This is a genomic window from Streptomyces sp. NPDC047028 (assembly GCF_040644095.1).
Taxonomy (GTDB): domain Bacteria; phylum Actinomycetota; class Actinomycetes; order Streptomycetales; family Streptomycetaceae; genus Streptomyces.
The window spans coordinates 1-23,910 of sequence record NZ_JBEYVS010000071.1 but is presented as its reverse complement, the minus strand read 5'-3'; the positions used below and the strand labels follow the sequence as shown (position 1 = coordinate 23,910).

Below are 23,910 nucleotides of genomic sequence, written 5' to 3'. Positions count from 1 at the left end.
TCAACGGCTCGATCCGGTCCCACATCGCATCGGTGATCACTAATCGGACAGACACATCCGATCAACTGATCACCCATCAAAGAGACACGCTCTAGCCCGCGTCGGCCTGGCCGTCCACGTCACCAGCCCGTTCGTCCTGCCCGGCTGGAACGGGCACCTGACGCTGGAGCTCGTGAACACCGGCCCCGCCGTCCTGCGGCTGCACCACGGCATGCCGCTGGCCCGCCTGCTCGTCTTCGCCCTGGACGGGCCCCGCAGCGACGACGTCGCGTCCCACCCCTTCTACGGCCGCGCGGCCGACCTGAAAAGCCGATACGCCGACGAGTTCCCCGTCGGCCCGATCCGGAGGTGACCCTGATGGACTGCCAGTTCTGCACCGAGTTCACCACAGGCGAGAGCACGACCCGGATCATCACCGAGACCCCCGGAGGCTGGGTGCTGCTGCCCACCATCGGCGCCCTGACCCCGGGCTACTGCCTGTTCATGCCGCTTGAGCACCTGGACGCCGCCGCCGACGTCACCGAGGCCGACCTGGAGCGGGTCTCCGAGGAGACGGAACAGATGCGCACGCTGATCCAGGCCCGCTACGGCCCGGTGATCCTGGCCGAACACGGCCCGCGCGACTGCGAACTGGGCGCCTCCTGCTGTAGCCACTGCCACCTGCACCTTATCCCCGTCCCCGACCCGGACCGGGTCACCGCCGCCTACGAGAAGACCGGCGGCCCCGGCCTGCGGCTCACCTCCATGGCGGCCCTCCCGGCCGCCGCCAACGGCTCCTACCTCTACCTCTCCCCGCGGCCCGGCGAGCACTACTACTGGCCCTCGGCCGGCTTTGCCCGCCAGTTCGTACGCCGCGTCTGCGCCGACGAGCTCGGCATCGGCGACTTCTTCGACTGGCGCGACCACCCCTTCACCGAGAACCGCGAGCGCACGTTCGCCGAACTGTCCGCCGACCTGCACCTCGCGGACGCCGCCTGACGAAGGGAAGGGGGAAACGGCGCGATGGCGATATCCCTGCCCCGCCCGTTACACGCACTCACCGCCGACGAACTGACCGCCGCGGCCAAGGACCGGCGCTGGCCGAAGTGGCAGACCATGGCCCTGCTGCACTCGCTGCAACTGCCCGTCCTCAACGCCTGCCTCATCGAGCCGGGCCACAGCACGGCCGCCCTCCGCACCGCCGCCCACGTCCTGGCCGCCGCCACCGGCACCGAGAAACTGATGATCCGCTCCGACGGAGGAGTGGAGAAGAAGCAGTACTACCGCGGCGGCAACACCTTCCCCGTCGAGGAGATCCCGTCCCGCGCGGCTGGGCTCCTGGCCGACGGGCGGGCCGTCATCCTCGCCGAGCCCACCAACCGCTTCACCAACCGCCTCACCGTCCTCATCCGCATGGACCGGCCCGGCCCCAGGCGGCCGGGCTCGCTCACGCTGGAGGCCCTCGGGCCCGGCTACGACGTCGCGGACCTGACCCGCGGCCAGATCCCGCCGCAGGTCACCGCCCACCTCGACGACATCGACTGGGACCACTACCAGTCGCCCCGCTGGAACGAATGGAACATCACCGGCGACCGCTGCCCCGGCGGCGAGGACGCCCGACGGCACCGCCGGCTTGAGCGGCTGGCCACCCAGACCCTCACCGACGGCGGCCACCTGGACGGCACCGTCGGCGCCGAGCACGCCGAGGCATGGCTGCGTGAGCGCGGATTCCTGCACCTGTTCGCCCCGCAGCCGACCCGCGAGGCCCTGGCCAAACGCGCCCGCCGGCTGTTCGAGGACGCCTTCTTCCTCGCCGCGGCCCAACCGAACCGGAACTGGCACTGCCTGGCCACCGCGTTCTCTGTCTTCGACGAACCCCGCACCATCTACTGGGACCTGGTCGACGGCGAACGCAAGTACGCCGCGACGGCACCGGCCGCCGCCCGACACGAGGAGCGGGCCGCATGAACACCCCACCGATCTACCTCGACCACCAGGCCACCACCCCGCTCGACGCGCGCGTCCTGGAGGCGATGCTGCCGTTCTTCACCAGTGAGTACGGCAACCCCTCCAGCCCGCACACCTGCGGACGCGCCGCCGCGAGGGCGATCCGCACCGCCCGCCAGCAGGTCGCCGACCTGGTCGGCGCCAAGAACGAGCTGGAGATCGTCTTCACCTCCGGCGCCACCGAGGCCGACCACCTCGCGATCGTCGGCGCCGCCCTGGCCGCCCGCCCGCACGGCGGGCACATCGTCACCACGGCGATCGAGCACAAGGCCGTCCTCGCCGCCTGCCAGCGGCTGGTCGACCACCACGGCTACACCCTCACCCGCGTCGGCGTCGACGCGCACGGCCGCGTCCACCCCGCCGATGTCGCCGCCGTCCTCACCCCGAACACCGTGCTGGTCTCGGTGATGCACGCCAACAACGAGATCGGCACCCTGCAGCGGCTCGCGGCCATCGCCGAGATCACCGCCCCGCGAGGCATCGTCCTGCACACCGACGCCGCCCAGAGCGTCGGCTGCGGACTCCTCGACGTCGCCGAACTCGGCGTCGACCTCGCCTCTTTGTCCGCTCACAAACTCCACGGCCCCAAGGGCATCGGCGCCCTCTACATCCGCGGCGGCCTGCGCATCACCGCCCAGCAGACCGGCGGCGGACAAGAGCGCGGGCTACGGGCCGGCACCCCCAACGTCCCCGCGATTGTCGGCTTCGGCGCCGCCGCCCACCTCATCACCACCGACGCCGTCCCGCCCCCGCCCCGCATCCGGGCCCTGCGCGACCGGCTTCAAGACCGCCTCCTGGCCGCGATCTCCGGCGCCACCGTCAACGGTCACCCGCACCGGCGACTGCCCGGGAACCTCAGCCTCACTCTCCCCGGCATCGAGGCCACCGACCTCCTCGACCGCGTCCCTGGCATCGCCGCCTCCACCGGCTCGGCCTGCAACACCGGAAGCGGCGAACCTTCCCACGTCCTCACCGCGATCGGACTCACCCGAGACCAGGCCCGCGCGACCCTCCGGCTCAGCATCGGCCGCACCACCACGGACACCGACGTCGACCAGGCCGCCGACCTCATCACCCGCACCGCACACACCCTGATGTCGGCGCCCGCCAACGCGGCTTGATCCGCCACCCGAACCGGGCCGCCCCTGCGGGAAGATCCTCCGAGGCCCGCCGGGCGGCCTTCGAGCCTCGCCCGGCCGGGCCGGTCGGCGCGGGGTGACCTCACTATCCTTAAACGGGACGATCTCGGCGTTAAAGGAAAGTCTCCAGCTCGCCCCGCACGCGCCGGGCCCGGTCATCCGGGAAGATCCCCGCCCTCAGCCAGGCGCCGACCTGCACGTCGCGGCCGGGCACCAGCCACACCGGGACGTCCCTCAGTAGGGCACGCAGACACATGTCCGATGTTCCGCCGCTGGCGGGAACGAAGTGATCATGGAAGGCGATCACCAGCTCCGGCCGCTCTTGCAGCAGCATGCGGGTGTTCCGTTCCGGCCCCGCCATCCGCCAGTCCTGCGGACGCTCACGTTTCGCAGCGGCCCAGTCGACCGGATGGCACCGATGCCGGTCGGCTCCGAGTCCGTGGCGGCGGCACCAACTGCACGCGGCGGCATCGGCTCCGGTCGCGGAGCCCTCGATCACTACAAGCCGGTCGCCATAGCGGTCGGCGAGCCGGTCCAGGACCGCCTCGACCGCCGACGGCCACTGCCAGCGGCGGCTCCCGCACACCAGCACCCGGCCCTCCGCCAACTCCAGCACGACCCTCACCTCGCCCTTCCCGGACAGCGTCGCACCTGGCGCTGACACCAAGGCCCGGGTCCCGCCCCCGAGCGGCCGCCCGCTTGTCAGCGGCGACTGCGGCCATGCCGCCACGGCCACAGCCGGCGGACGGAAGGAGAGGGTCGCGCGAAATCGTACTTTCCTCCCGTGGCGGGTGGCTTACGCTCGCGGGCATGAGCATGAGCAGCGGCCACCTGGAGCCCCGGCCGACCGGTGGCGAGATCACCGCTGGCCAGCACGAGACGGCCCTGCAGGGGCTGAGGTCCTTCGAAACCTTGATCCTGGACATCCTCGCGAAATCCGGACTGCCGACGGACGGCATCCTCGTCGGTGTCGAAGAGCGACACGCGCTGATGGAAAGCACGGGCTTTGCCCTCCAGCGTCTGCCCGTCGAACAGCGAGGTCAGGCCAACTACATCTCGAAGATGATCATCGCCGGATCCGTCGGCCTCTTCGATGCGGCTTTGAACTACCTCTGGGACGAGACCGTCCTTGAGCTCCGCAAGCGCGTCGTGAACTTCGACCTGCAGTACTTCTACGAGGTCGCGGAGAAGAACGACAACAAGCGCAAGGACCTCAAGGACGAGGACGACCTCCCCAAGCTCGACGATCAGAAGCTCCTCGGCGGGTGTCGCGAGATCGGTCTCATCAGCGACATCGGCTACCAGGAACTCGACCTCATCCGCTACATGCGTAACTGGGCGAGTGCCGCCCATCCCAACCAGGCCCAGCTGGATGGGCTCCAGCTGGCCAACTGGCTGGGGACCTGCATCAAGCACGTCATCACGCTGCCCTACGACCACATCACCGCTCAGGTCAAGAAGCTCCTGGTGAAAGTCAAGGAGAAGCGTCTGGACGACGGGGCCATCAGGGAGATCACCACCTTCTTCGTCAACCTCCCGCCTGTCCAGGCCGACCCCCTCGCCTCAGGGCTCTTCGGCCGATACACCGACTTGACGACTGGGCCGGAGACCCTGGACAACATCCGGCGACTCTGGCCTGAGCTCTGGCCGAAGGTCTCCGACGAGACGCGCTACAACTTCGGGTTCCGACTCGGGCGCTTCCGAGCCAATGGCGACCAGCCCCAGGCTGTCCTTGCTCGTCAGCTCATCGACCTCGTCGCGGGCGCGACCTACCTGCCGTCCGAGGAACGGGCATGGGAGCTCGACGGAGCCCTGGATGAGCTGATCGACGCGCACAACGGGTGGAGCAACTTCTATACCGAGCCGCCGATCGCACGTCGGCTGCAGGAACTCGTGGGCCAGCATGGGGACGTCCCCGAGGGACTTAGTCGAAAGTATGTTCTTGGAATCGTCGAGGTGTTCCTCACGAACGGCAACGGCATCGCCATCAACGCCGACCCGATCTACCGAGACCTGATCGCCCGCTTCAACCCGCAGCAGGCGTCACTCGCGCTGCGGTCGTTCACGGACAACGTGATCGTCAGCAAGCTGCAGCAGACGCTTCCCCAGTCGCAGTGGACCGAGCTCCTTGGACTGATCGAGAACAAGCTGACCGGCCGTGACGACCGGGAGCTCTTCGACGCCATCCGAGTCTTTCCCGCGAAGCCCAACCTGCTGACCAAGGATCCTGAGATCAAGACTCAGCTGAAGCGATTCGGAGCCTGATTGATCGCCCCGAGATCGCAAGGCGCCAGCCCAAGACGCGGGGGCCGAGGTCGATCACGGGGCGCCCATCAGGGACAGATAGGGACACATTCTCCGAGGATGAGGCAGCGAGTGCTCCGGCGCCGGCTAATGCGTCCGCAGCCGCTTGAGGAAGGTCCTGACCAGGGCGTCCAGCTCCGAGTCCTTGGCGGTCTCCTCCACCAGGATTCGCTCGATGTGAACGAACCCGCTGTTCCGCCAATGCCGATCCCGAGTCCCGTCAGCTGCCAGTCGGCCGCGGTGATGCGGCCCGTCGACCTCGATCAGGCCCGCCCTGCCCTCACGAACGACTAGGAAGTCTGGCGTCCACGTGTTGCCGACACCCACGCGGCCCAGGGGCAGGGGAAAGATCGAGATGGTGGCGTCAGCGGGGAGGGTGGCCTGAGCTCGCTTGAGCGCTTCATAGACCCGTAGCTCTTCGCGGGAATCAAAGACGAATCCGTCGCGTCGCAGTTCAGGCTTCGGGTCGCGGACCCGCGCGGCGTGGTTTGTTGCGGTGTCGGAGGTCATTCGGCCCTCAAGAGCTGACCTCCAGTCCGCACCCAGCTCTGGAAGCGCCGGCCCGACATAGACAGAGTGTGCTTCCACTCCGTTCCGCTCGGCAATCGGCAGGAGGGCGTCCCGGATCCGCGCAAGAAGGTCTTCAGTGAAGCGATCCATCAGCCAGCCGGGGACGAGGAGGCGGGCATCCATCCAGTCGCCGAACCTGTTGCCGGGAGACCACTCGATCCCCTCCACATCCAGGAGGAGGGCCGCTGCCTGAACGTCTCCTTGATCATGAAGGAACCAGGCTGTTTGACCGAGGACGGTCTCCTCGACGGAGAGCGCCGCCTCGACGTTCGGAATCTTGCCGACTTCTGAAGCACCCCCCAACACTAGAGCTGCGGTCTGACAATCGAACCCAGTTGGTCAGGACCGACCTTGGGCTACATGTCTCGCACCTCAAGGATCGAGTCAGCGGCCCCAGGGCGATACCAATCGGCGTCAGCCACACTTCGACAACACGCTCAGACCGGCTAGAGAACGCTGCCGGTGGCCATGTACAGGACGGCGGTGCGCATCAGGTCGATGCCGTGTGCGTCGGGGTCGGTGAGCATCCGGGCGAGGTAGGCGGTCGAGTCGGCGCCCAGTCCCCAGTTGATGACGGTGTCCAGGTCGTCGGTGGTGCTCAGGCCGGGCAGCGACGGCGTGTACGCGGTGCGGGGCATGGCCTTCGTCACTCCTTCCGGGGCCCGTGCCCGGCCGGACGGCCGGGCACGGAAGGGCGGTTGGCTGGTCAGCGCAATTCGGCGAGCGCGTGCGCGGGGTCGGGGACCAGGACGGCGCGCTGCTCGGCGAGCAGGCGGACGTTGCCGTCGGCGCGCACGTCGCTGGTGGGGGGCGGGACGAGCACGGGCCGGTTCAGGTCGGCGGCGGTCTCGGCGGTGTGCATCGCCGCCTCGGCGTGGTCCAGGGCCTCGACGAGCACCACCGCCTGCACGAGCGCCGCGAGCAGGGCTGCGCTGGCCCGCAGGGTTGCTCCGCTAGCGGGGGTGCCAGGCGGGAACAGGCTGACCACCGCGCTGCCGCTGGTGGGGATGGAGCTCAGCAGCTGGGCGTGGTCGTGCGGGTGGGCGCGGTCCAGGCCGGCGGCAGGACGGCGAGCGTCGCGAGCCCGGCCTGGGCGGCGGCCCGGTGGGCGGTGGCGTCGACGCCGTACGCGAGAGTGGCGGTGACCGTGTGCCCAGCCTCGGCGACGGCGGTGGCGAAGGTCTTCGTCCGGGTGAGGGCCTCGGCGGTGGCGGCCCGGTTACCGGTCACGGCCACGGCGCGGGCGGTCAGCTGGGGCAGCTGTTCGTGTCCGCGCACCCACAGACCGAGCGGGCAGTTGGGGCCAAGGTCGGCCAGGGCGGCGGGCCACACGTCGTCCGACGGGATGACGAACTGGCATGTCAGCTGGGCGTTGGCGAGTTCCTCGCGCGGCTTGTACTGGGCCAGGCGGCCGCCGGCGTCGAGGTGGACGCCGTACTGCCAGACCTCCTCGGCACAGTGATGGGCGAGATGAGCGGCGACCTGGTGGGGCGGGAAGTGGGCGGCGAGCGCGGCGCGGGCGGCGCGCTCGGACAGGGCGGTGCTGGGCACGGCGTACCTCCGTGAACGGCGGCGGCCGGCGGGCATGCCGGTGCCGCGATGGGCGGTGCGGGATCGTGTGGCGTGGTCAGCGGCCGGTGCGGCTGGGCGCGGTGACCGCGTCCCAGGAGCGGCGCGGGGGCGACTGCCACCAGTCGGCGGCCGGGGCGGCGGGAGCTGCGGCCGGGCGGACAGGTGCATCGCGGTGCGCTGTGTCGGGAGCGGCGGTCGCACGCGGTGCCGGGGCGGGGGCGCGTCCGGCGAGGACGACGGGCAGGGTGTCGTCGATGTAGGCGACGTGGTGGGCGAGGTCCACGCCGACCTGGGCGGAGTCGACGTGGAGCAGGCCCGCGCGCAGGGCCAGGTTCCCTGTGATGATCACGTGGACGGCGTCGGTCGGTGAGGCACTCGGCGGCGTGCCGGGCGAGCGGCCCGGTGACGGTGCAGATGACCGGGACCGGCTCGCCGTCGCGCCACTGTCCTCGGGCGCGGTCGTACTCGCGGGGGACCTGCATCACGGTGAACCGGGCGGCGGGTGTGCCGCGTTCGGTGTGGCGCAGCTGCACGGTCCCGTACACGCGGCCGCGGATGACAGCGGTGGTCTCTCCGCTCATGGAGGTACTCCTCGATGCGACGAACGGTCTGGCGGTGCCCGGGAGCCCCCACGTAAGTGCCATAATACCTATCTCGGGTTCGGGTGTCATCCCGTTTTTCCACCGCGGAGGCACCCGCCCCGTCGAGGCCGGCTTCGGCCTACGGCTCGCGCAGCTCCATCCCCGCCTCAACTCCGGGAGCGGGTCGGGGGGTTCGTCAGGGCCCGCGGCGGCCTGGGTGCGCCTTCCGCGTTGCTGTCATCGAGCACGATCGTGTCCTCGACCGTGACCCGCAGCGGCACCGTGTCATCGGGCCTCACGAGGTGGTCCGGGGTGCTGTCGAGGTGGACGGACACCCTGACGGCGCCGACCTGGGCGTCGAGGTAGGCGAAGACCAGGACGCCGTCGACCTCCAGACAGGGAAGACCGCCATGGATTCCTGCGTGGAAGAGGGCAGCGCGGTTGGCACGCACGCAGTCGGCGGCGTCGGGGAACTGGAAGGCGAGCGGCACGATCCGTGGGCGGCCTCGCCCGCTGATGGTGTCGGCGTACAGCGAGTAGCCCTCGTCCGGGCGGTTGTCGCGGTCCGGCCCGTAGTAGAGGTCCACGGCTGTGCGGTCGTCGGTGGGCGGAGTGTCGGGGACGTCGTCGTCGCCCAGGAGGTTCTCCCAGCTTCCACGCACGTGCCGGGCGAGCTCGGCCAGCGCGCAGTCTTCGTCGGTGAACAGCCCGATGCCGTCTTCGTGCCGGTCCCAGCGGCGCAGTACCCAGGCCTCTCCCGGCGGGCGCGGCGGAATGTGCGCGACGGCCGGTGCCGGGGCGGTGAAGTCGAACTGCTCCAGCCAGTCGCTGAGGATGTCGACGACGTCCGCGCCGGGCCACTCGTCCGTGCGCTCCTCCGGATCGGTCAGCTGCTGGTGCAGCGCGATGACGGCCTGGCCCAAGGGGGTATTCCGGTCGACAGGGGTCGTCGGCTCGGGGGTGGTCACGTTGGTTCCTCTCTCTGGTCAGTGGGTGGCGGGGCGGTGCAGGGCACGCCTGCCTCGGGCTCAGAACTCGCCGAGAATGCGCAGGCTGACGTGCCACTGGTGGGGGCCGGCCTGGTGCTCGGCGGTGGCGGTCGCCTGGCGGAGGTCGTCCTCGTAGCTGTGGTTGATCCACGCCAGGACACGCAATTCCGCTTCAACCGGGCTGGAGGCGTCGATCGCGAACAGGGTCGTGGCGGAGGGCCACCCCTCGTCCGGCCGCTCGAAGACCGTGTCGCTGATGCGCTGGGCGTTCCAGGCGGTCTCCGGGTCGACGGGAACGGGCGGCAGGGTCACGGGGTACGCGGTGGGCATCCAACTCTCCTTCGGAGTCACGCAGATGGGGGCGGCGTACCGGGCTGGGCCCGGGACGTACGGGCTAGGGCTGCTCCAGTCCCAGGGCGGCATGCAGCAAGTCGAGCAGGGCGGCGGGGTCGGCGGGCAGAACGGCCTCACGCAGGACGCGCTTGCGCAGGATGGGTACGTCCAGGCTGATCCCGGCCGGGACGTCGGGCGCGTCCTGGCGGAACACCAGCTCGTAGTGCCGGGCAGCGATCATCCATGCCTCGTACCGGTCAGCGGGCCGTCCGCTGCGGGCGGAGTGCCCCTCGTCCGGGGTCAGCTCAGGGCACGGGCACGACGGGTCCGAGCAGGGGCGAGCCGCGGGATGGGAGGTGAGTACCGGTGGGATCGGTAGTGGCTGGCGGTGCCGTTGAGCATCGGGCAGTTCGCCGCGGTGTAGGGCTGGCACTCCGGGTGGAGCGCGGGTTCGGGGGAGTAGCCCTGCTGCTGGTCGGCAGGGCGGACGATGACGAAGAACCGCTCTTCAAGGGGCTGGGAGCAGATCTGGCACAGGCGCTGAAGGAAGGCATGCCGGGCCCGGTCGGCGTCGAGACTGCCGAATACGGCGTGCCCGTTGTGGATCAGCGATACGTACGGCACGACCAGTCCGCCGGCCAACGGCCGGTCGAGGCAGCGCACGGGGATCGCGCGGCACATCGAAGTCACGCTCCCTTCCCGGTAGTTGCAGGTGAGGACGGGACGGAGGGGCCGGGGCCGGGGGCAGCGCTCGTACGCTGCCCCCGAATCTCCGGGGCCGTCTAGGAGTCGGCCGGGGTGTCGGTGAGCTCGATGCAGGAGGCCGGGACCTTCGCGAGCCGGTAGCGCTTCTCGTCCTTGGCGATGCGGAACCGGGTGCCGTTGTTCGGGTCCAGGCGCAGCCGCTCGGTGGAGGCCTCGTCCAGCAGGAAGTCGAAGCGGGTGCCCGTGCGGTTGGGCTGCTGGACGGTGCCGGTCAGCAGGCGCAGGCAGGCGGGGCGGATCGTGGCGGTGATCCGCCCGGTGCGGCCGGGGGTGATGACCGGGCGCTGGTCGGCGTCCAGCTGGAGCAGCCGGTCCGTGGCTGCCTCCTGGACGACGGCCACGGACACGACGTCGGGCAGTTCGCGGATGAGGGCGCGGACCTCGGCAAGGGTGGGCATGGGAGTGTCCCCTCTCCTGTTGCGTGGGATGGGCCGGGCATCTGTCACGCCCGGCGGGAACTGGTGCCTGAAGGCGGGCCGGGGGGCACCGGCTGATGTGGTGCCCGCCGGGTGCACGGCGGTCAGCCGAGCGGGTAGAGCACCAGGGCGGCGCGGGCGTTGGCCGGGATCTTCCCGAACAGCTCGCGCAGCTCGGCGTCTGCCGCGAGCTCGCTTTCCAGCGGGCTCGCCGGTCAGGTCATAGACGGGGGAGTAGCGGCCGTGCGCGTACGTGCTGAACGGCGAGTAGAGGTTGCCCTCGGTGTCACGGGAGAGCACGACAGGGTTTCGCCCGGCAGGCCGGCCCATTCGTTGCCGACGAGCTGGCGCAGCACGTCGAGGGTCAGCGGCTGGTCTCCCTGGTCTTCCACGTCTCCCGACGGCGTGGGCTCGGCAGGGCCGGAGTTGGGCATGGCGGACTCCATGGGGTTTGATCGAGTGTGATCCGGGGGCCGGGCACCCTCGGTGCCCGGCCGCGTCGTGCGTGTGAGGCCTGGCGGAAGATCAGGCGGCGGGTTCGCCTTCGGCGTCGTCGCCCCGGTGTGCGGCGACGGCCTGCTCCTCGACCTCGGACAGCCGGTAGCTGCCTTTGTCGTCCTGGCCGAGCTTCTCCAGGAGCAGCAGGTAAGCGGCCTGCTGGGGGGTGGGGTCCTCCCACAGGAAGCGGACCTGCATGCGGGCGTCGTTCCAGCCCTTCGGCTCGCGCATGTCGCGCTCGAAGGCGGCGGCGACGTGCGCGAACAGCACATGCGCCGTGCGGGCCTTGGACAGGGTGACCAGATCCGACAGCCGCGCCCGCTCGAACGGGCTCTCGGGGAGCTTCACCCCCAGGAAGCTGGCCACGTCCTCGGCCTCCTGCCGCTGCGCCCACTTGCCGTAGAAGGGGGGCAGGTCCAGCAGAACCCCGAGGGCGAACCGCCAGGCGTTCTCCGGCAGGGCCTTGCTGCTGCGCACCAGCCGGGTGACGAACTCCTTGCGGGGCCCGGCGGCGGCCTTCCAGGCCCGGTTGCACGCGGTGGTGCGGGCCCGCTCGGCGGCCTTCTCCTCGTCCTCGGCCGTCTTGGTCGGCTTCGGCTTCGGGCGCACCTTGTGGCCGTACTCAGCTGGGTCGGCGCAGTACCAGACCGGCTGGTTCTCGTCGTCGAGCCGTGCACTGTGGCCGGGGCATCCCTTGTGGTTGTCCTCGTCCAGCGGCCTGCCCAGCGGCGTGGTCAGCTCCGACAGCGGGTGAGCGGTGTCCTTCTCCCCGTACGCGAGTTGCGTGGGCAGCAGGGGGATGTCCGCCTTCTCCAGGGCCGCGATCGCCTCCTTGCGGGCGGTGCGGTCGTCCTGTTCGGCCTTGAGCAGCGCGAGTTCCTGGTCCCAGTGGCCGCGCCCGCCGCCCTCCTCCGCCTCGTCGCGGGCCAGCGCCTTGAGGAGGCGGTCCTGAGCGCGGGGCACGTCCTCGACCTCGGCGAGCTGGGCGATCTGTTCGAGGTCCATGCCCCCGGCGGAGGCCCGGCGCAGGGTGGCGTCGTCGAGCTGCTGGGCCCGTCCGAGCCGCCTGTCGGTGCCACGCTTGAGGCCCAGGGCGCGCGGCCTTCTTCTGCTCAACCTCGTCCATCCCGATCAGCGACAGTTCGGCGGCCTTCAGGGTGTCCTTGGGGGACATGCCCTGGCGCTGGTGGTTCTCGATGAGGGACAGGAACTGCGTCCAGGCGTCCCGGCCGACCAGGTCCGCGCGGACGTACGCCTTGATCTGCCGCTTGGCGTGGCCTTGCGCCTCGGCGGTGGCGTTGGCGATCTGCGCGGCCTGGGTGCGCCGCCAGCCCTTGAACGCTCCGTACGTGCCGTCCGGGCGGGGGCGGACGCTGACCGGGTCCTGGACACCGACGGCCTTGACGGAGTTGATCAGGTCGGCGTCGGGCTCGGTGTCGTGCTCGCGGGCGTTGAACTCGTCGCGCACGATCGCGTCCGGGTCGAGCAGGACGGCGGTCAGGTTCTCCTCGTCGGTGTCGACGGGGACGGATTCGGCCGTCTGGTCGGCGGTGGTGGCTGTGGCCATGTCTGGCCTCCTTGTGCTGGGTTGACGGACGTTCAGCGGTGCCGGGAGAGAGCCACCCTCTCGACATGTTCCATAATACTAAACTCGTGAGGCGGGGCAACTGAATTTCTCGGCGCTGCCCCACCGTCAAAAACGCAGTTCAGAGTGCTTGGCGACGTAGGTGGGCCGTCAGTCGTCGGGGTCGCTGGTTCGGTCGGAACCGCCGTGCTCGCGGGCGCAGGCGAGGATGGCGGCAACCAGTGCGACGGTGTCCTCCTCGTACGGGAGGTTCTGTGCGCGGGAGTCATAGAGCTCGTCACAGCCGCCGTCGGCGTCATTCAGAGACGCCTGCCAGCTGTCGTGCTCCCGGACCGGGTGGTGGGTGCTGACGTCATGGCCCGGCGTGTCGCCTCGGTCGGCGGCGGTGCCGCTGAGGGTGACCTCGGTGCCGTCGGCGAGCGGAACGCGGATGTATGTGCCAGCGCTGTCGCGCCAGGGCAGGCAGCGGATACCTGCTGCGCGCAGCCGGGCGAGCGGAGCCGTCGCCACCTCTTCATCGGCGTTGGGGTCGAGCGTCTGTGAACCGGTCACGTCCTGCCTCCTCGGTGGAGTTCGCTTCCGTCGCCCTCCGCGGGGCGGCGGCTGATTCGGTTGACGTGTTCCATAATACCTCATATGAGGGGTGGGGCAAATGAATTTCTCGGCGCTGCCTCACCCGCAAATATGCAGGTCAGGGTCTGCGGCGGCGACGAGCCGCGTGCACGGAGCAGGCGTACACAGCACGCGTTCCGCCCCCGATGCGGGGGAAGGATGTCACCTGCTCGGCGCAGGGCAGGCCGCAGTCGACGCACCTGCGGTCGTCATCAGCCGCGGGGGCCGGCGCGGGCGGCGGGGGCAGTACGGATCGGGGCATGGCGGAGCCTCTCTTCGACGCGGGGGAGCGCCGTAGGCACCCTGCGCGGGCGGGGTGTCGGCAGTTACGTGGGTTCGCCGCTGGTGGCTTCGCGGCGGTGCTGTTCGGCGAGCGCGCGAGCGCCCAGCTGCGATTCGGCTGTCACCCTCCAGCCGCAGGAGCAGGACGCGACGGCGGAGCCGTCGTACATCTGCCCGCCCTTGCGCTCGCGCCCCAGCCCGGCGGAATCGCTTCGGTCGAACGGCCGGTGCCACCCGGACGGCTGGCCGGTTCGGGTGAGGTGGCGGGCTTCGGACGCGCACAGCAGACGCAGGCCTGCGTCTGCCACGGCGGCCACCTTCCAGGAGTCCCACTCGGAGCCCTCCAGTCGGCCGGCGAGCTCCGCGCCGGTGGTGCTGCGCAGCTCGATGCGGCCGTCCGGCCACACGCGTGCGGACACGCCGGGCATGCTCCAGCCGACCGATCCGTCGGACTGCCGGGGGCGCCGTTGCGGTGATCCGGCGTCATCCTCGCGAGCAGCCGGACCGAGGACATGGCGGCGGACGGGTGCCGGTGGTCGGCCGTCTCCGGGGCGGCCTCGGCGATGGCGGCCAGCCAGGCCGGGGCCAGCGGGTACGCCTCGGGGTACAGGGTCAGCAGCGCGGCGCGGTCCCGGCCGTTGCGGGAGCGCACGGAGGCCCGTACGAAGTCCGAGGAGCGGGCGTACCGGCGCACGGACACCAGGCCATGCCCGGTGGTGAACCGGGCCTGCTCGCGGTCGGCGAGCGTGGACAGGTCTGCGGTGTCCAGCGGGGTGTCTGCCTGGGGCACGGCGGCGTTCCTTTCGTGTGCGGGATCTCCCGGAACGTCGTGTCAGCGGTGGGGGCACCGGTCGGCGAAGTGCCAGGTGAAAGGTGCGCCCCGAAGTCATCCCGTGCGTGGGGCAGCCGGGGGACAGGACGGAGCCGCCGCAGCGAAGGAGCGTGCAGATGCAGCGCGGGTCGGCGTCCAGGTGGGCGTGTATGTCGGGTTCGGGGTCGGGGAACACCGGGGCCTCCTTCGCCTCGGGCTGGCGTGGGGCGGTGGTCAGCCCTGGACGGGGCCCTTCGACTGGTTCTCGGCCCGCCACTGCGCCAGATTGCGGACGCACGCCGCGCTGTCGGCGAGGCAGTCATCAGCCGTGTCGGGGGAGGGGTGGTGCACCACATCGATCGCCTCGCCTGACGGGTCGTACAGGCTGGCCGACCACCCCCGGCTGCCCCTGCTGCTGCCGTGGTCCTCGGGCGCGTGGTCGGCGGAACCCGCGTCGTCGACCTCGATCCTCCAGCCGTCGACCAGGGGGACGAGTACGGCCGTGCGGTCGGTGCCCGTGGTGGTGAGGCTGCACCCCTGGAACGTCGCGCGTTCCAGCGCACGGATGAGGATCTCGCCCGCGCAGGCCGGGATGTCGCGGGCGGCCACCGGTGCGGCGTCGAGCCCCTTACGCAGGGTGGTGACCAGCTCCAGCGCGGCCGTGGTTCCGGCCGACAGCCGTACGCCGCTGGAGCCGTCGGAGAAGCGGGCGTGCAGCTCGGCGAGGACGGCGGGGGGCGTCGCAGCGCCGGGCAGGTGATCGACGATGTTGGTGTGAAGCAGGAAGAGCCGTGCCGCCCAGTGCCCGGCCGCGCGCTCGGGGGTGCGGTCGGGGAACTCCGCACAAGTCAGGTCGTAGGCACGCGTGATGCCGTCGCGGGTGAGGGTCCGCAGGGTGCGGGCGGCGGCGACCAGGCGCGCGGGGGCGGCGAGCGGGAAAAGATCGCGCTGGCTTGTGCCGTGGGCCTCCCACAGAACTCCGTCCCACAATACGGCCAGTTCTACGGCGCGTTCGGCGCGATGGGCGAGACGGCGGGGGTCGCTCTGGGTTCCCAGGGTGAGGGCGGCGCCGGCCTCGCGCTGGAGCGTGTAGGCGTGCTGGGCATGGGTGGTGAGCAGTGCGGCTGCGTTGTGCAGGTCCACGGGAGTCTCCTCGCTCGCTTCGATCTGTCAAGTTCCATAATACGTAATACGAGGGGTGGGGCAACCGACTTTCGCAGCGCTGCCCCACCGTCAACGGCGCAGTTCAGAGCGGCAGGCAGCGGGCCGCGCGCACGGAGCCCGGGCGCGGCACGCACTCAGGCGTCCCGCTGGTCCTGCGCGCTCGCGGGATCGGGTCCGCCCGGCTGCGCCTCCGCCTCCGCCAGCAGAGCCCGCATCTCCTCGGCGCTCACCCGGCCGGTGACCTTGTCGTACGGGAGCTTCCCGTTCCAGGAGTACTGGCGGTCGGCCTTCGACACGACCGGCCCCGCCTCGGGTCCGCCCGGCACGGTGACCGTCTTCTTGTTGACCCGCAGGACCTCCAGCAGGCGGCTGCCGGAGCGCACGAAGTCACCCGGCTCGAAGTCGTCCGGCCCCCACAGCTTCACGCCCTCGGCCTCGGCCTGCTCGATGACCCGCTCCCATACGCCGATCTCGTCGCACAGGTCGGCATGGTCGGCGTCGAGCCGGATAAGGGCCGCGACCAGGGCCTCAACGGTGAGCTTGCCCGCCTCCGCGTCCTCGACCGTCCGGGCCTGCTGGCGCTCGACTCGGCGCCGGTCGGCCTGCAGGCGCTCCAGGCGGCGCAGCGTCACCCCCGGGTTCTTTCGGTGCTGTTCGTAGTGCTCGGCCGTGACCGCGCGGTCCGCGCAGCGGTCGGCCTCCGCCTGCTCCTGGACGGACTGGCCGTACAGGCGGTGCGCGCGCTCCAGGTCGCGCATGTGACGGCCCGCCGAGGAGTGATCGACCTTCGCCGGCTCGCCCGCGTACCCGCGCGTGATCTCGCGCCCGCGCTCCCACTTCGCGTCCGACGACGTCTGGTAGCGCTCGGCCCGCGCCCCGAAGTACTCGGCTCGTCCGGCCGCCCGGTCGGCGCGGTCCTCCTCGGCCTCGGCGAAGGCCCGGCGCTCGGTCTCGTCGATCTCGACCGTCACCTGGTGGCCGGCTTCCCGCAGGGCGTCGGCCGCTGGCTGATCAGGTACAGGTCGGCGCGGCGGTCGCGGGAGCCGCGCAGGTAGATCCCGATCGAGGGAGAGAGGCCCGGAAGCGGAACGGCCGGAGCAGCTCGTACGCGCCGTCGCCCTTCACCGAGCCGGACAGCAGGGTCCCCTCAGCGCGGGTGTGGGTGAGGGTCAGGGGGGCCTTCGCCGGACGCCCCTGCGCTTCGAGGTCGGCGACCAGTTCGGCCGACGGATACAGGACGGCGCTCCAGCAGGTCGGATCGGTGCAGGTGTACCAGGTGCCGGTGAAGCGCTGTGCGGGGGACTGGTCGCCGGTGTGCAGCGTCATGGGGCCGTGCTGGCGGCACTCGGGGGTGCTGGTCGCGTCGGTCACGTAGGTGTCCTCTCTCGGTGCGGGTGCGGGTGCGGGTGCGGGTGCGGGTGCGGTGGAGGGGGAGGGGGAGGGGTGCAGCCCTCCCGCGGCGCGTTCGGCCGGGTGGGCGGCGCGGCTGCGGTGCAGTCCACGGGGCTGCTCCGCTCCCTTCATGTTCCATAATACTTATTTCGGAGGGTGGGGCAACCGATTTTCAGGGGGCTGCCCCACCCCGGAACCCGCAGATCAGGGTCTGGTCGGCGGGTCGTTGTGCGTGACCTGGATGCCGTCCAGCGTGACGGCCACCGTCCGGCCAGGCCTGGCCAGGAGCCGCGCGTAGGCCTCCAAGTCCTCGTCGTAGCACTCGACTTCGCGTTCGGGCGCCTCGAAGCGGGCACCGGGCCGGATCGCCCCCCAGGGTTCCAGCAGCCGCGCCACCTTGGCCCTGCCCGGCTCCGCGCTGGGGTAGATGTGGAATCCCGGCGTCTGCGTGTAGTCGACGTCGGTCAGGCCGTAGGGCATGTGTCCGGCGGTGGCCAACTCCACGGCCAGGGCCCGCCATTGCTCGTCCTCGATCAGGTCTGCCGAGAGTCCCGGCAAGTCCATGGACGCGACGGCGGCGCGCCGGGCGGCGTCCTCCTCGCCGTTCGCGCTCTCGGCGATCCCCTGGGCCCACTCCCGGTCGTCGTACGTCCGCACGCACGCGCCGGTGAACTCGTCGACCAGGTCCCACCCTTCGCCCCCGGCGGCAGAGGCGATCCGGAACCGGGTGTCGGAGGGCTCGGCCGGGGGCTCGGCGAAGAACACGTAGCCGCTGCCGTGCGGCTCCGTCGTCACCAGTTTGGCCCGGCGCAGGGCGTCGGCCATGAACGGTGCCACGGCTCGGGAGGGGCCGTCGAGCGTGTGCCACCAGGCGACGGCGCGCCGGGCGGTCAGCCCCAGCGGGCGGCGTACCGGCTGCTCGGAGATCGCCACCCCGCCCCGGGGGCGGTCGAGGAATCCGGCAAGGGCGGATTCGGCACGCTGGAACGTGGCCACCTGGGGGGCGGTGCGCTCGCGCATCTCGGCCAGGGCGGCGGTGTGCGCGGGCAGCAGCCGCTGACGGATGTGGTCGGCTGTGTGCCGCGCGGTGGCTTTGGCCTGGCTCTCGCTGGGGCGCGGGCGGGGCAGGGCGGTGACCGTGATCGCCTTGACCTCGATGCCGTGCGCGGTGGCCTGCTCGGGCAGAACCGCGGTGACGGTGATCCGGGTCCGGGGGCGGTTGGGGGTGAGTTCCAGGGCGCGGCCGTCGGCGTAGACGACACGCACCCGGCCGGTGTCGCCGTCCTTCTCGGTGCGGTCGGCGCCGAGCTGCTCGGCAACCGCGCGTGCGAGGGACTCAAGGCCGGCGGGGGTGGACAGTTCCATGAGGGGTCTCCTTCGGGAAAGGTGGGCGGGGGAGTCGGGGCGGTGCGCCTACGGCGCAGGGGGCTTGGCGTCGCGCTGGGCGGCGTGGCGCTCAGCGTCGGCGCGGGCGTCCTCGGCGGTGTATCCGGTGTCGCACCAGGCGTGGCAGAGCTGTCCGGGCGGGGCGTTGCAGGTCTCGCACCGCTCCTCGAAGTCCTCGGGCCTAAACGGCGGCGGGCTGCTCATGCCGGGACGTCCTTGATGTGCTCCGCCACCAGGCGGGCGGACAGGACCGGGGACCTCGTCATCAGTGCCGCGCAGCTGGCCTGCCAGATCTGCCCCGGACTGGACGGGGAGATCTGAAAGTTGGTGGCCGGGCTGACCTGCCACGTGCGGCCGTGCGGGTCGGTCACGGTGTAGGTGAGGTACTGCGGGTTGTCCTGGCGGCCGTTGTCGCTCCAGCCAAGGCCGGCGGCGGTGAGGGCGCGGCCGAGCTGGGCGCAGCGTTCCGGGGTGGCGTGCGCGAATGTTGCCACGGGTTGTCTCTCCTCGTGATCAGGGGCGTGTGCCGGGGCGGCCTAGCGGTAGGCCACCCCGGGGAGCGGCCGTTATCGGCCTACGGGCGGGTGAGCTCGCGGTGGATGCGCTCGCTGGTCTCGCTCGCCTCCCGGCGGGCCTGCTCGGCTGCGGCTTCCGGGCTGGTGGCGTAGACGATCTCGACGCTGCCGAACGCGTCTTCGGCGTCCACGGTGTGCTGCTCGCACAGGTCGGACAGTTCGCCCGGATCGGTGGGGGCCTCCTCCACGTGCCAGATGTCGACGTTGCCGCCGCCCTTCCACAGACCGACCACGAAGTACGGGCGGTCCCGGCTCTCCGGCGCGGCGGAGGGCGGGGTCAACCCCTCGTACTCCGACCGGAAGAGCGTCAGACGGCGGCCCTCCTCCTCGGCTGCGCGCGTGCTGATCTCGGCCCACTTCGAGAGGTACTCGGCGCGGTGGGCCAGGCTCTCGCGGTCCGGCACCAGCAGCAGCGCGAGCACCGGGTGTGGACGGGCGGTGAACCAGCGGGCCAGCGTCCACCAGGCGGCCAGACTACGGGCGGCCTGGACTCGGTGGGCCTCGGCCTCGTCCAGCCAGCGGGCCTGCGCCCGTTCGGCGTGCGAGATCATCGCGTCCAGCCACTTCAGCAGCTGCGGGGTGTCGTGGCGGCGGGCCGCGTGCTGGAGGCTGGGGAAGTCGCTGCGCGCGGCGTAGTGGCCGGCGCACGCGCGCAGGATGGCGGTCAGCGTCTGGCTGGCCTGCGGGGGCGCGGGCCGGTCGTCGGTGTCGGTCAGGTCGCGTTCCAGCCATCCCCAGGGCACGTCGGCGGAGTGGGCGAGCACCCGAACCGTGTTGCCCTGGTAGGCGCAGCCGCGGATGCGTACCAGCGGCTCGGCGGGGAACTCGCGCGCGCTGACGGATCCGAGACTGGCGCGGACGGCGTCGAAGCGGTCCCATCGGGCGGGGCTGCTGGTCGCGGTCACGTGGACAGTTCCCGTGGCGGCACCGGTGAGGGTGTAGAGCACGCTGCCGGTGGCGTCCGCCTCGGACGGAACGGCGCGGACGGTGCCGGACGGGGTTCCAATGGTGATCACGGGGTGTCTCCTCACAGGGCGTACGGAAATGGGGAGTTGGCGGGCGGCCCGGCCCCCGCCGGGGCCCGGGCGGTGGCCTCAGCCGGTGACGGACGGGTCCGGCAGGAACGGGGCGGGGTACGCGCGGGCGACGGGCGCTGAGCTGCCCCGCAGGGCCGTACGGCGGCAGTAGCGGCGGACCTCGATACGCGAGGGGCGGGCCGGACCAGTGCTGGTGTCGGCCAGCGTGGCGCGGGCCTTGTCCAGCAGTTTCGCCACTTCCTCGGTCGCCTTCACGCCCGTGTACCGCTGGTGCTGGTTGCGGCCGTAGTAGACGCGGGCCTTGTCGCGGACGGGGGCGAACTCCACCGGAGCGTAGATGCTGATCATCCGTCGGGCGTAGGCGTCGCGCTGCTCCCGCTCGGCCTGGGCGGCGTGCGCGGTGTCGGTCACCTTGCCCTGCGTCCAGCACAGCGCGAGAGCGGCGCACGACGTGCCGTAGTACACGACGTCTTCGGCGGTGCCGTCCTCGTTCCCCTCGGCGTCCAGCGGCATGAGCGCGACCGTGCGCTTGAGTCCGCGGCGGCCGCAGCAACCGCACGTGTCGTAGTCGTCGACGATGCCTTTGATCGTCCACTTCGGCATGGGCATGGATGGCCTTCCGTGGGGCGGTGGGTGGGCGGTGGGTGTCGAACTGCTGGGCGTCCGCCGGCGCGGCCTGGGCGCAGGGAGGGGCGGAGGTGTTCTTGGCGCGCGCTCTGCTCCGCAGAGGCGACGCGCTGCCGCTACGCGGCAGGGGCCGGCGGGCAGCGCTCCGCGCTGCTGATGCGGGGTTGAGCGCTCCGCGCTCGGGGGCGGGTGCGGCCACTGCTGGCCGGTGGGGCCGGGTGGGCACCCCCGTGGGGGAATTGGGGTGCCCACCCGGCGGTCAGGGGGTCAGACCGTGGTGAGGGCGAATGCCTTCTCCATCAGGTCGTTCGCCGCTCCGCTGATGACCCGCTCGGCGCGGGCGTCCGCCTTCTCGGCGTCGGTCTTGCCCCGGGTCGGGGCGACGTGGTTGGCGTACTCGGTGAGCGCGTTGTATCCGGCCCACCGCGTGCCCCGGATACCGGCCTGGGTATCGGCGTGTTCGAACAGGTTCGAGATGGCCCCCCACCGCTGGCGCTGGTTGGTCTTGGCGCGGGCGTGGTCGCTGTCCTTGACCGGCCACATCTCGTCCACCACCGACTTCAGCTCGCTGAGCGTCATCTCGGCTTCGATCATGCGTTGTGCGGCCTGCTCGAACTCCTCGGCGTACCGGAACGTCAGACCGAGGGCGGAACGGGCCTGCGCGATACGGGCCTTGGCTCCGGCGGTGTGCCGGACCACGAACGAGGACCGGGCCCCGTGGATGGCCGCACGCATGGTGTTCGCGCACACCACCCGGACCGGCGTCACCACGATGCGGAACGCCGAGCCTCCGTCGTGGCTGTTGAACGCTGCAATGTACAGGTCTACGTCGTCGTTCCCGCCGATCGTGAGACCCTGCGGCATCTTCATGGTCAGGAACACCTGACGGCCGTCCTTGAGCGATCCGGCGGTCTCGAAGTGCGCGCCGGACTCGTCGGCCAGCAGGTTGAGGAACTCGGCGTGTTCCTCGTTCTGCACGGGGTGGTAGTCGCTGCCGACCATTCCGAGCGTCTGCGTGCGGCCGGTCTTGGGGTGCGTGCGCGCGGTCGCGAAGTGCTGCGGTACCTCCAGCGGCGTGGTTCCGTCGGCCGTGATCTCGGTCGCGGTGAGGGGGAGGAGTCGCACCTTCCAGCCGGACAGAGACGCGATGCGCATGGCGTCTTCGGCGGTCATCGCGCCGTTGGTGACGGTGCCGAGCTTGTGCCAGGCGCTCGTGTTGGCGGAGGCGAAAGCAGCGGTGGCGTCGGTGAACTGCTCGATCTCGTGAGCCACTTGGGGCTTCCCTTCTGGTGACGAACTTTCGGCGTGTCCAGTAGGGGGCCAACCCTTCCGAACTGGTTCCATAATACCTTGCTACGGGGGTGGGGCAACCGATTAAATCTCGGGTGCGCCCCACCCCCGGGGCGGCCTGCTGACCTGCGGCTACGACTGCGGCGGCCCATGCCGGGGCAGGTCACTTCTCCTGCTCGGCAAGGGCGGAAACGCCGTAGCAGAGGTACTCCGGCACGTGGAACACGTTGTTCCGTGAGGGCTTACCGCTGCCAGTGCTGCGGCAGTGCCGTGACGCTCGACGCGTGGACTCCGGTCAGCGCGGTGACGAATGCACCATTCCTGTACTCGCTGAGGCGGTAGAACGTGGACTCTCGTCCTCGGCGGGTCCAGCTCGCGCTCAATGCGCGTCACCCAGTAACGGCCGTGGCAGCACTCCTGCGACCCGTGGTAGCTGGCCAACTGCCCGATGCTGGGGCCGCTGTTCGCGTGTAGGGCGGCGGACAGGTTGGCCAGGGCCGTACTGAACGTGTGGGGCGGCAACGGCACGTCGGCCAGCGCGGACCCGGTGTGCCCGGTCCGTACGCCGGAGAGCCATCCCGCCTCGAACAGGGGCCGGGTCAACTCGCTTACGTCGTGCGGGAAACCGGTGTCCTCGGGGTGCTGTTCCAGCGCTGCCCGGAAAGCGGCCTCCATCTGTTCTCGCTCGGCCTCGGTCGCCGGAACGGCGCGGTGGGCGGGCCCAATGCTCGTCACGCTCAAGTGACTTCCCCTTCGGTTGGTGTAGGTGCGGGGGCTGTCCGGGAGCCCGGTAAACCGGGGCCCCCGGAATTGCCTCCTACTTCAGTCCGCGAGTCCGCAGGAATTCACTGATGCGGAATGCGACGGCTCGCACCGAAAGGGGTACGCCCCGGGGGGATGTGCTCCGGAAGGTTCCGAGAATGCGGGGCCCGGTGTCGCTGTCGTGGATGATGTGGAACTCAAACCCCTGCGCGATGGGCAGGAGAACGCGGATGGGACCGGCCGTGGTCTCGAACCGAATTGACGTGGTGTTGTCGTCCTGGTTGTGCGCGATGACGGCGTCCCGGAGGAGTTCCGGGCGGGGGAGGAAATTGGCGATCTGGCGGGCCTCTGCGGCCTGAGGGGTCGTGATCTCGTCCGTACTGGGAGCCACCTTGCCTCCGCTGATGACGATTTCCACACTGACGCCTTTCCGTTGACGAACGTTCGGCGGTGCCGGGTAGGGAGCCACCCTTCCCAACATGTTCCATAATACAGACACCTGATCTGTTGCACCACCCCACGCGCTATCTCCTGCGCTATCTCCTGCGTCATCCCCTGCCCTCGACCAGCGGCCGGCCTTTCCAACACTCCAGGTCAGAAGGGCACTTACGCGTGGCCGGAAGGGAGGACATCCCCTCTGCTGCCGCTCTCCCTGCCCGAATGAGAGAAAGGTAGGGGCGGGCTAGGGCGGCGCGGCGGCCTCGGGGATCGGGCCCGGAGGTTTCAGGTTGCGCGTCGGCGGAGCCTCCGCGCACTCGGGGCTGGCGCGCCCGGACCGCATAACGGCGGATCTGACCTCTGGGCGGGACTTGCCCAATAGCGGTGAATGGCCTACCGGTTCCGAACCACTAGAAAATAGCGGGGAATTGAGGGCGGACCAGTTTTCTGATAGAAAGTATGGACGTTCTTCATTCGGAAGCGAAACGGGGCGGCGGTCGTAACGCAAATGCTGACGTCCCATTAGTAGTGCAAGACGGGCTAGAAAGACGGCCGCTGATCCTCCGTGCAGCCAGCCTGAGGGATTCGCGGAGCGAATCCCGTTCTGGCTCGAATCGCGGAGCGAATTCGGGCCCGGGGCAACGGAGTTGCCCCGGCAATTCCGGCGGAGCCGGAATTGGGAATTGCGGAGCAATTCCTGTTTCCGCCGCGTAGCGGCGGCGCGTCGTGTCTGCGGTCCTCCACCCCGCGCCGTCTCAATCGCCGCCTTCAACGAGGCGGTCCCGGAGCCGGACAG

At 70.7% G+C, this 23,910-nt stretch carries 27 protein-coding genes and 2 pseudogenes; 5 read left to right on the top strand and 24 right to left on the bottom strand.

The window, feature by feature from the left end:
- Nucleotides 1–172: 172 nt before the first annotated feature.
- From ABZ854_RS35100 to ABZ854_RS35085, 4 genes are read left to right on the top strand one after another with little or no spacing between them, the layout of a single operon-like run.
- Nucleotides 173–352, top strand: coding sequence for a hypothetical protein (locus ABZ854_RS35100; protein ID WP_361219509.1), 180 nt, complete (start codon nucleotides 173–175; stop codon nucleotides 350–352).
- A 5-nt stretch (nucleotides 353–357) separates the two neighbouring features.
- Entirely contained in the window at nucleotides 358–978 is a 621-nt protein-coding gene (locus tag ABZ854_RS35095; RefSeq protein ID WP_361219506.1) for a hypothetical protein, read from the top strand.
- Nucleotides 979–1,002: 24 nt separating this feature from the next.
- Complete coding sequence (locus tag ABZ854_RS35090) at nucleotides 1,003–1,947, top strand: hypothetical protein (RefSeq protein WP_361219503.1); 945 nt, start codon at nucleotides 1,003–1,005, stop codon at nucleotides 1,945–1,947.
- Entirely contained in the window at nucleotides 1,944–3,107 is a 1,164-nt protein-coding gene (locus tag ABZ854_RS35085) for a cysteine desulfurase family protein (protein WP_361219500.1), read from the top strand. Before ABZ854_RS35090 ends, ABZ854_RS35085 begins: the two co-directional genes overlap by 4 nt.
- Nucleotides 3,108–3,237: 130 nt before the next feature.
- Here ABZ854_RS35085 and ABZ854_RS35080 read toward each other — a convergent pair whose 3' ends face one another.
- Nucleotides 3,238–3,741, bottom strand: coding sequence for an SLOG family protein (locus ABZ854_RS35080; RefSeq protein WP_361219497.1), 504 nt, complete (start codon nucleotides 3,739–3,741; stop codon nucleotides 3,238–3,240).
- Nucleotides 3,742–3,935: 194 nt separating this feature from the next.
- Between ABZ854_RS35080 and ABZ854_RS35075 the strand changes: the two genes are divergently transcribed.
- The gene (locus ABZ854_RS35075) at nucleotides 3,936–5,390 is read left to right on the top strand and encodes a hypothetical protein (protein ID WP_361219495.1); all 1,455 of its coding nucleotides are present in this window, start codon (nucleotides 3,936–3,938) and stop codon (nucleotides 5,388–5,390) included.
- Between the two features lie 126 nt (nucleotides 5,391–5,516).
- Here the strand turns inward: ABZ854_RS35075 and ABZ854_RS35070 are convergent, their stop codons facing one another.
- From ABZ854_RS35070 to ABZ854_RS34960, 23 genes and pseudogenes are all read right to left on the bottom strand, one after another.
- The gene (locus ABZ854_RS35070; protein ID WP_361219492.1) at nucleotides 5,517–6,302 is read right to left on the bottom strand and encodes a hypothetical protein; all 786 of its coding nucleotides are present in this window, start codon (nucleotides 6,300–6,302) and stop codon (nucleotides 5,517–5,519) included.
- A 143-nt stretch (nucleotides 6,303–6,445) separates the two neighbouring features.
- On the bottom strand, nucleotides 6,446–6,637 hold the full coding sequence (locus tag ABZ854_RS35065) for a hypothetical protein (protein ID WP_361219490.1): 192 nt from the start codon (nucleotides 6,635–6,637) through the stop codon (nucleotides 6,446–6,448).
- A gap of 68 nt (nucleotides 6,638–6,705) precedes the next feature.
- Nucleotides 6,706–7,586 (bottom strand): annotated as a pseudogene (locus tag ABZ854_RS35060) (DNA-processing protein DprA).
- Between the two features lie 40 nt (nucleotides 7,587–7,626).
- Nucleotides 7,627–7,920 carry a hypothetical protein gene (locus tag ABZ854_RS35055; RefSeq protein WP_361219488.1) on the bottom strand — a complete coding sequence of 98 codons (294 nt, stop codon included), beginning with the start codon at nucleotides 7,918–7,920 and terminating at the stop codon, nucleotides 7,627–7,629.
- A gap of 399 nt (nucleotides 7,921–8,319) precedes the next feature.
- On the bottom strand, nucleotides 8,320–9,120 hold the full coding sequence (locus ABZ854_RS35050; RefSeq protein WP_361219485.1) for a hypothetical protein: 801 nt from the start codon (nucleotides 9,118–9,120) through the stop codon (nucleotides 8,320–8,322).
- Nucleotides 9,121–9,180: 60 nt separating this feature from the next.
- Nucleotides 9,181–9,471: a hypothetical protein gene (locus ABZ854_RS35045; RefSeq protein ID WP_361219482.1), complete on the bottom strand. Its 291-nt coding sequence runs from the start codon at nucleotides 9,469–9,471 to the stop codon at nucleotides 9,181–9,183.
- 64 nt (nucleotides 9,472–9,535) lie between these two features.
- Nucleotides 9,536–9,715 (bottom strand): hypothetical protein, encoded by a 180-nt coding sequence (locus ABZ854_RS35040; RefSeq protein ID WP_361219479.1) that lies wholly within the window; start codon nucleotides 9,713–9,715, stop codon nucleotides 9,536–9,538.
- Nucleotides 9,716–9,774: 59 nt separating this feature from the next.
- On the bottom strand, nucleotides 9,775–10,155 hold the full coding sequence (locus ABZ854_RS35035; RefSeq protein ID WP_361219477.1) for a hypothetical protein: 381 nt from the start codon (nucleotides 10,153–10,155) through the stop codon (nucleotides 9,775–9,777).
- 101 nt (nucleotides 10,156–10,256) lie between these two features.
- Nucleotides 10,257–10,637 carry a hypothetical protein gene (locus tag ABZ854_RS35030; protein WP_361219474.1) on the bottom strand — a complete coding sequence of 127 codons (381 nt, stop codon included), beginning with the start codon at nucleotides 10,635–10,637 and terminating at the stop codon, nucleotides 10,257–10,259.
- Nucleotides 10,638–11,180: 543 nt separating this feature from the next.
- Nucleotides 11,181–12,269 (bottom strand): hypothetical protein, encoded by a 1,089-nt coding sequence (locus ABZ854_RS35025; RefSeq protein WP_361219511.1) that lies wholly within the window; start codon nucleotides 12,267–12,269, stop codon nucleotides 11,181–11,183.
- A gap of 136 nt (nucleotides 12,270–12,405) precedes the next feature.
- Nucleotides 12,406–12,720 (bottom strand): annotated as a pseudogene (locus tag ABZ854_RS35020) (ParB/RepB/Spo0J family partition protein); the annotation flags it as partial.
- A 168-nt stretch (nucleotides 12,721–12,888) separates the two neighbouring features.
- Nucleotides 12,889–13,290: a hypothetical protein gene (locus ABZ854_RS35015; RefSeq protein WP_361219472.1), complete on the bottom strand. Its 402-nt coding sequence runs from the start codon at nucleotides 13,288–13,290 to the stop codon at nucleotides 12,889–12,891.
- Nucleotides 13,291–13,676: 386 nt separating this feature from the next.
- Entirely contained in the window at nucleotides 13,677–14,051 is a 375-nt protein-coding gene (locus ABZ854_RS35010; RefSeq protein ID WP_361219468.1) for a hypothetical protein, read from the bottom strand.
- A gap of 626 nt (nucleotides 14,052–14,677) precedes the next feature.
- The gene (locus ABZ854_RS35005; RefSeq protein WP_361219465.1) at nucleotides 14,678–15,586 is read right to left on the bottom strand and encodes a hypothetical protein; all 909 of its coding nucleotides are present in this window, start codon (nucleotides 15,584–15,586) and stop codon (nucleotides 14,678–14,680) included.
- A gap of 155 nt (nucleotides 15,587–15,741) precedes the next feature.
- Complete coding sequence (locus tag ABZ854_RS35000) at nucleotides 15,742–16,578, bottom strand: DUF3560 domain-containing protein (protein WP_361219462.1); 837 nt, start codon at nucleotides 16,576–16,578, stop codon at nucleotides 15,742–15,744.
- Between the two features lie 40 nt (nucleotides 16,579–16,618).
- Nucleotides 16,619–17,131 carry a hypothetical protein gene (locus ABZ854_RS34995; RefSeq protein ID WP_361219459.1) on the bottom strand — a complete coding sequence of 171 codons (513 nt, stop codon included), beginning with the start codon at nucleotides 17,129–17,131 and terminating at the stop codon, nucleotides 16,619–16,621.
- Between the two features lie 72 nt (nucleotides 17,132–17,203).
- Nucleotides 17,204–18,364 carry a hypothetical protein gene (locus ABZ854_RS34990; protein ID WP_361219457.1) on the bottom strand — a complete coding sequence of 387 codons (1,161 nt, stop codon included), beginning with the start codon at nucleotides 18,362–18,364 and terminating at the stop codon, nucleotides 17,204–17,206.
- Nucleotides 18,365–18,412: 48 nt separating this feature from the next.
- Entirely contained in the window at nucleotides 18,413–18,589 is a 177-nt protein-coding gene (locus tag ABZ854_RS34985; RefSeq protein WP_359578250.1) for a hypothetical protein, read from the bottom strand.
- Entirely contained in the window at nucleotides 18,586–18,879 is a 294-nt protein-coding gene (locus tag ABZ854_RS34980) for a hypothetical protein (RefSeq protein WP_361219454.1), read from the bottom strand. The genes ABZ854_RS34985 and ABZ854_RS34980 overlap by 4 nt, the downstream gene beginning before the upstream one ends.
- 80 nt (nucleotides 18,880–18,959) lie before the next feature.
- Nucleotides 18,960–19,976 (bottom strand): hypothetical protein, encoded by a 1,017-nt coding sequence (locus ABZ854_RS34975; RefSeq protein ID WP_361219451.1) that lies wholly within the window; start codon nucleotides 19,974–19,976, stop codon nucleotides 18,960–18,962.
- Between the two features lie 78 nt (nucleotides 19,977–20,054).
- Nucleotides 20,055–20,606 carry a hypothetical protein gene (locus ABZ854_RS34970; protein WP_361219449.1) on the bottom strand — a complete coding sequence of 184 codons (552 nt, stop codon included), beginning with the start codon at nucleotides 20,604–20,606 and terminating at the stop codon, nucleotides 20,055–20,057.
- Between the two features lie 285 nt (nucleotides 20,607–20,891).
- Nucleotides 20,892–21,896 carry a DUF932 domain-containing protein gene (locus ABZ854_RS34965; protein ID WP_361219447.1) on the bottom strand — a complete coding sequence of 335 codons (1,005 nt, stop codon included), beginning with the start codon at nucleotides 21,894–21,896 and terminating at the stop codon, nucleotides 20,892–20,894.
- An 835-nt stretch (nucleotides 21,897–22,731) separates the two neighbouring features.
- Nucleotides 22,732–23,094 (bottom strand): hypothetical protein, encoded by a 363-nt coding sequence (locus ABZ854_RS34960; RefSeq protein ID WP_361219444.1) that lies wholly within the window; start codon nucleotides 23,092–23,094, stop codon nucleotides 22,732–22,734.
- Nucleotides 23,095–23,910 lie beyond the last annotated feature (816 nt).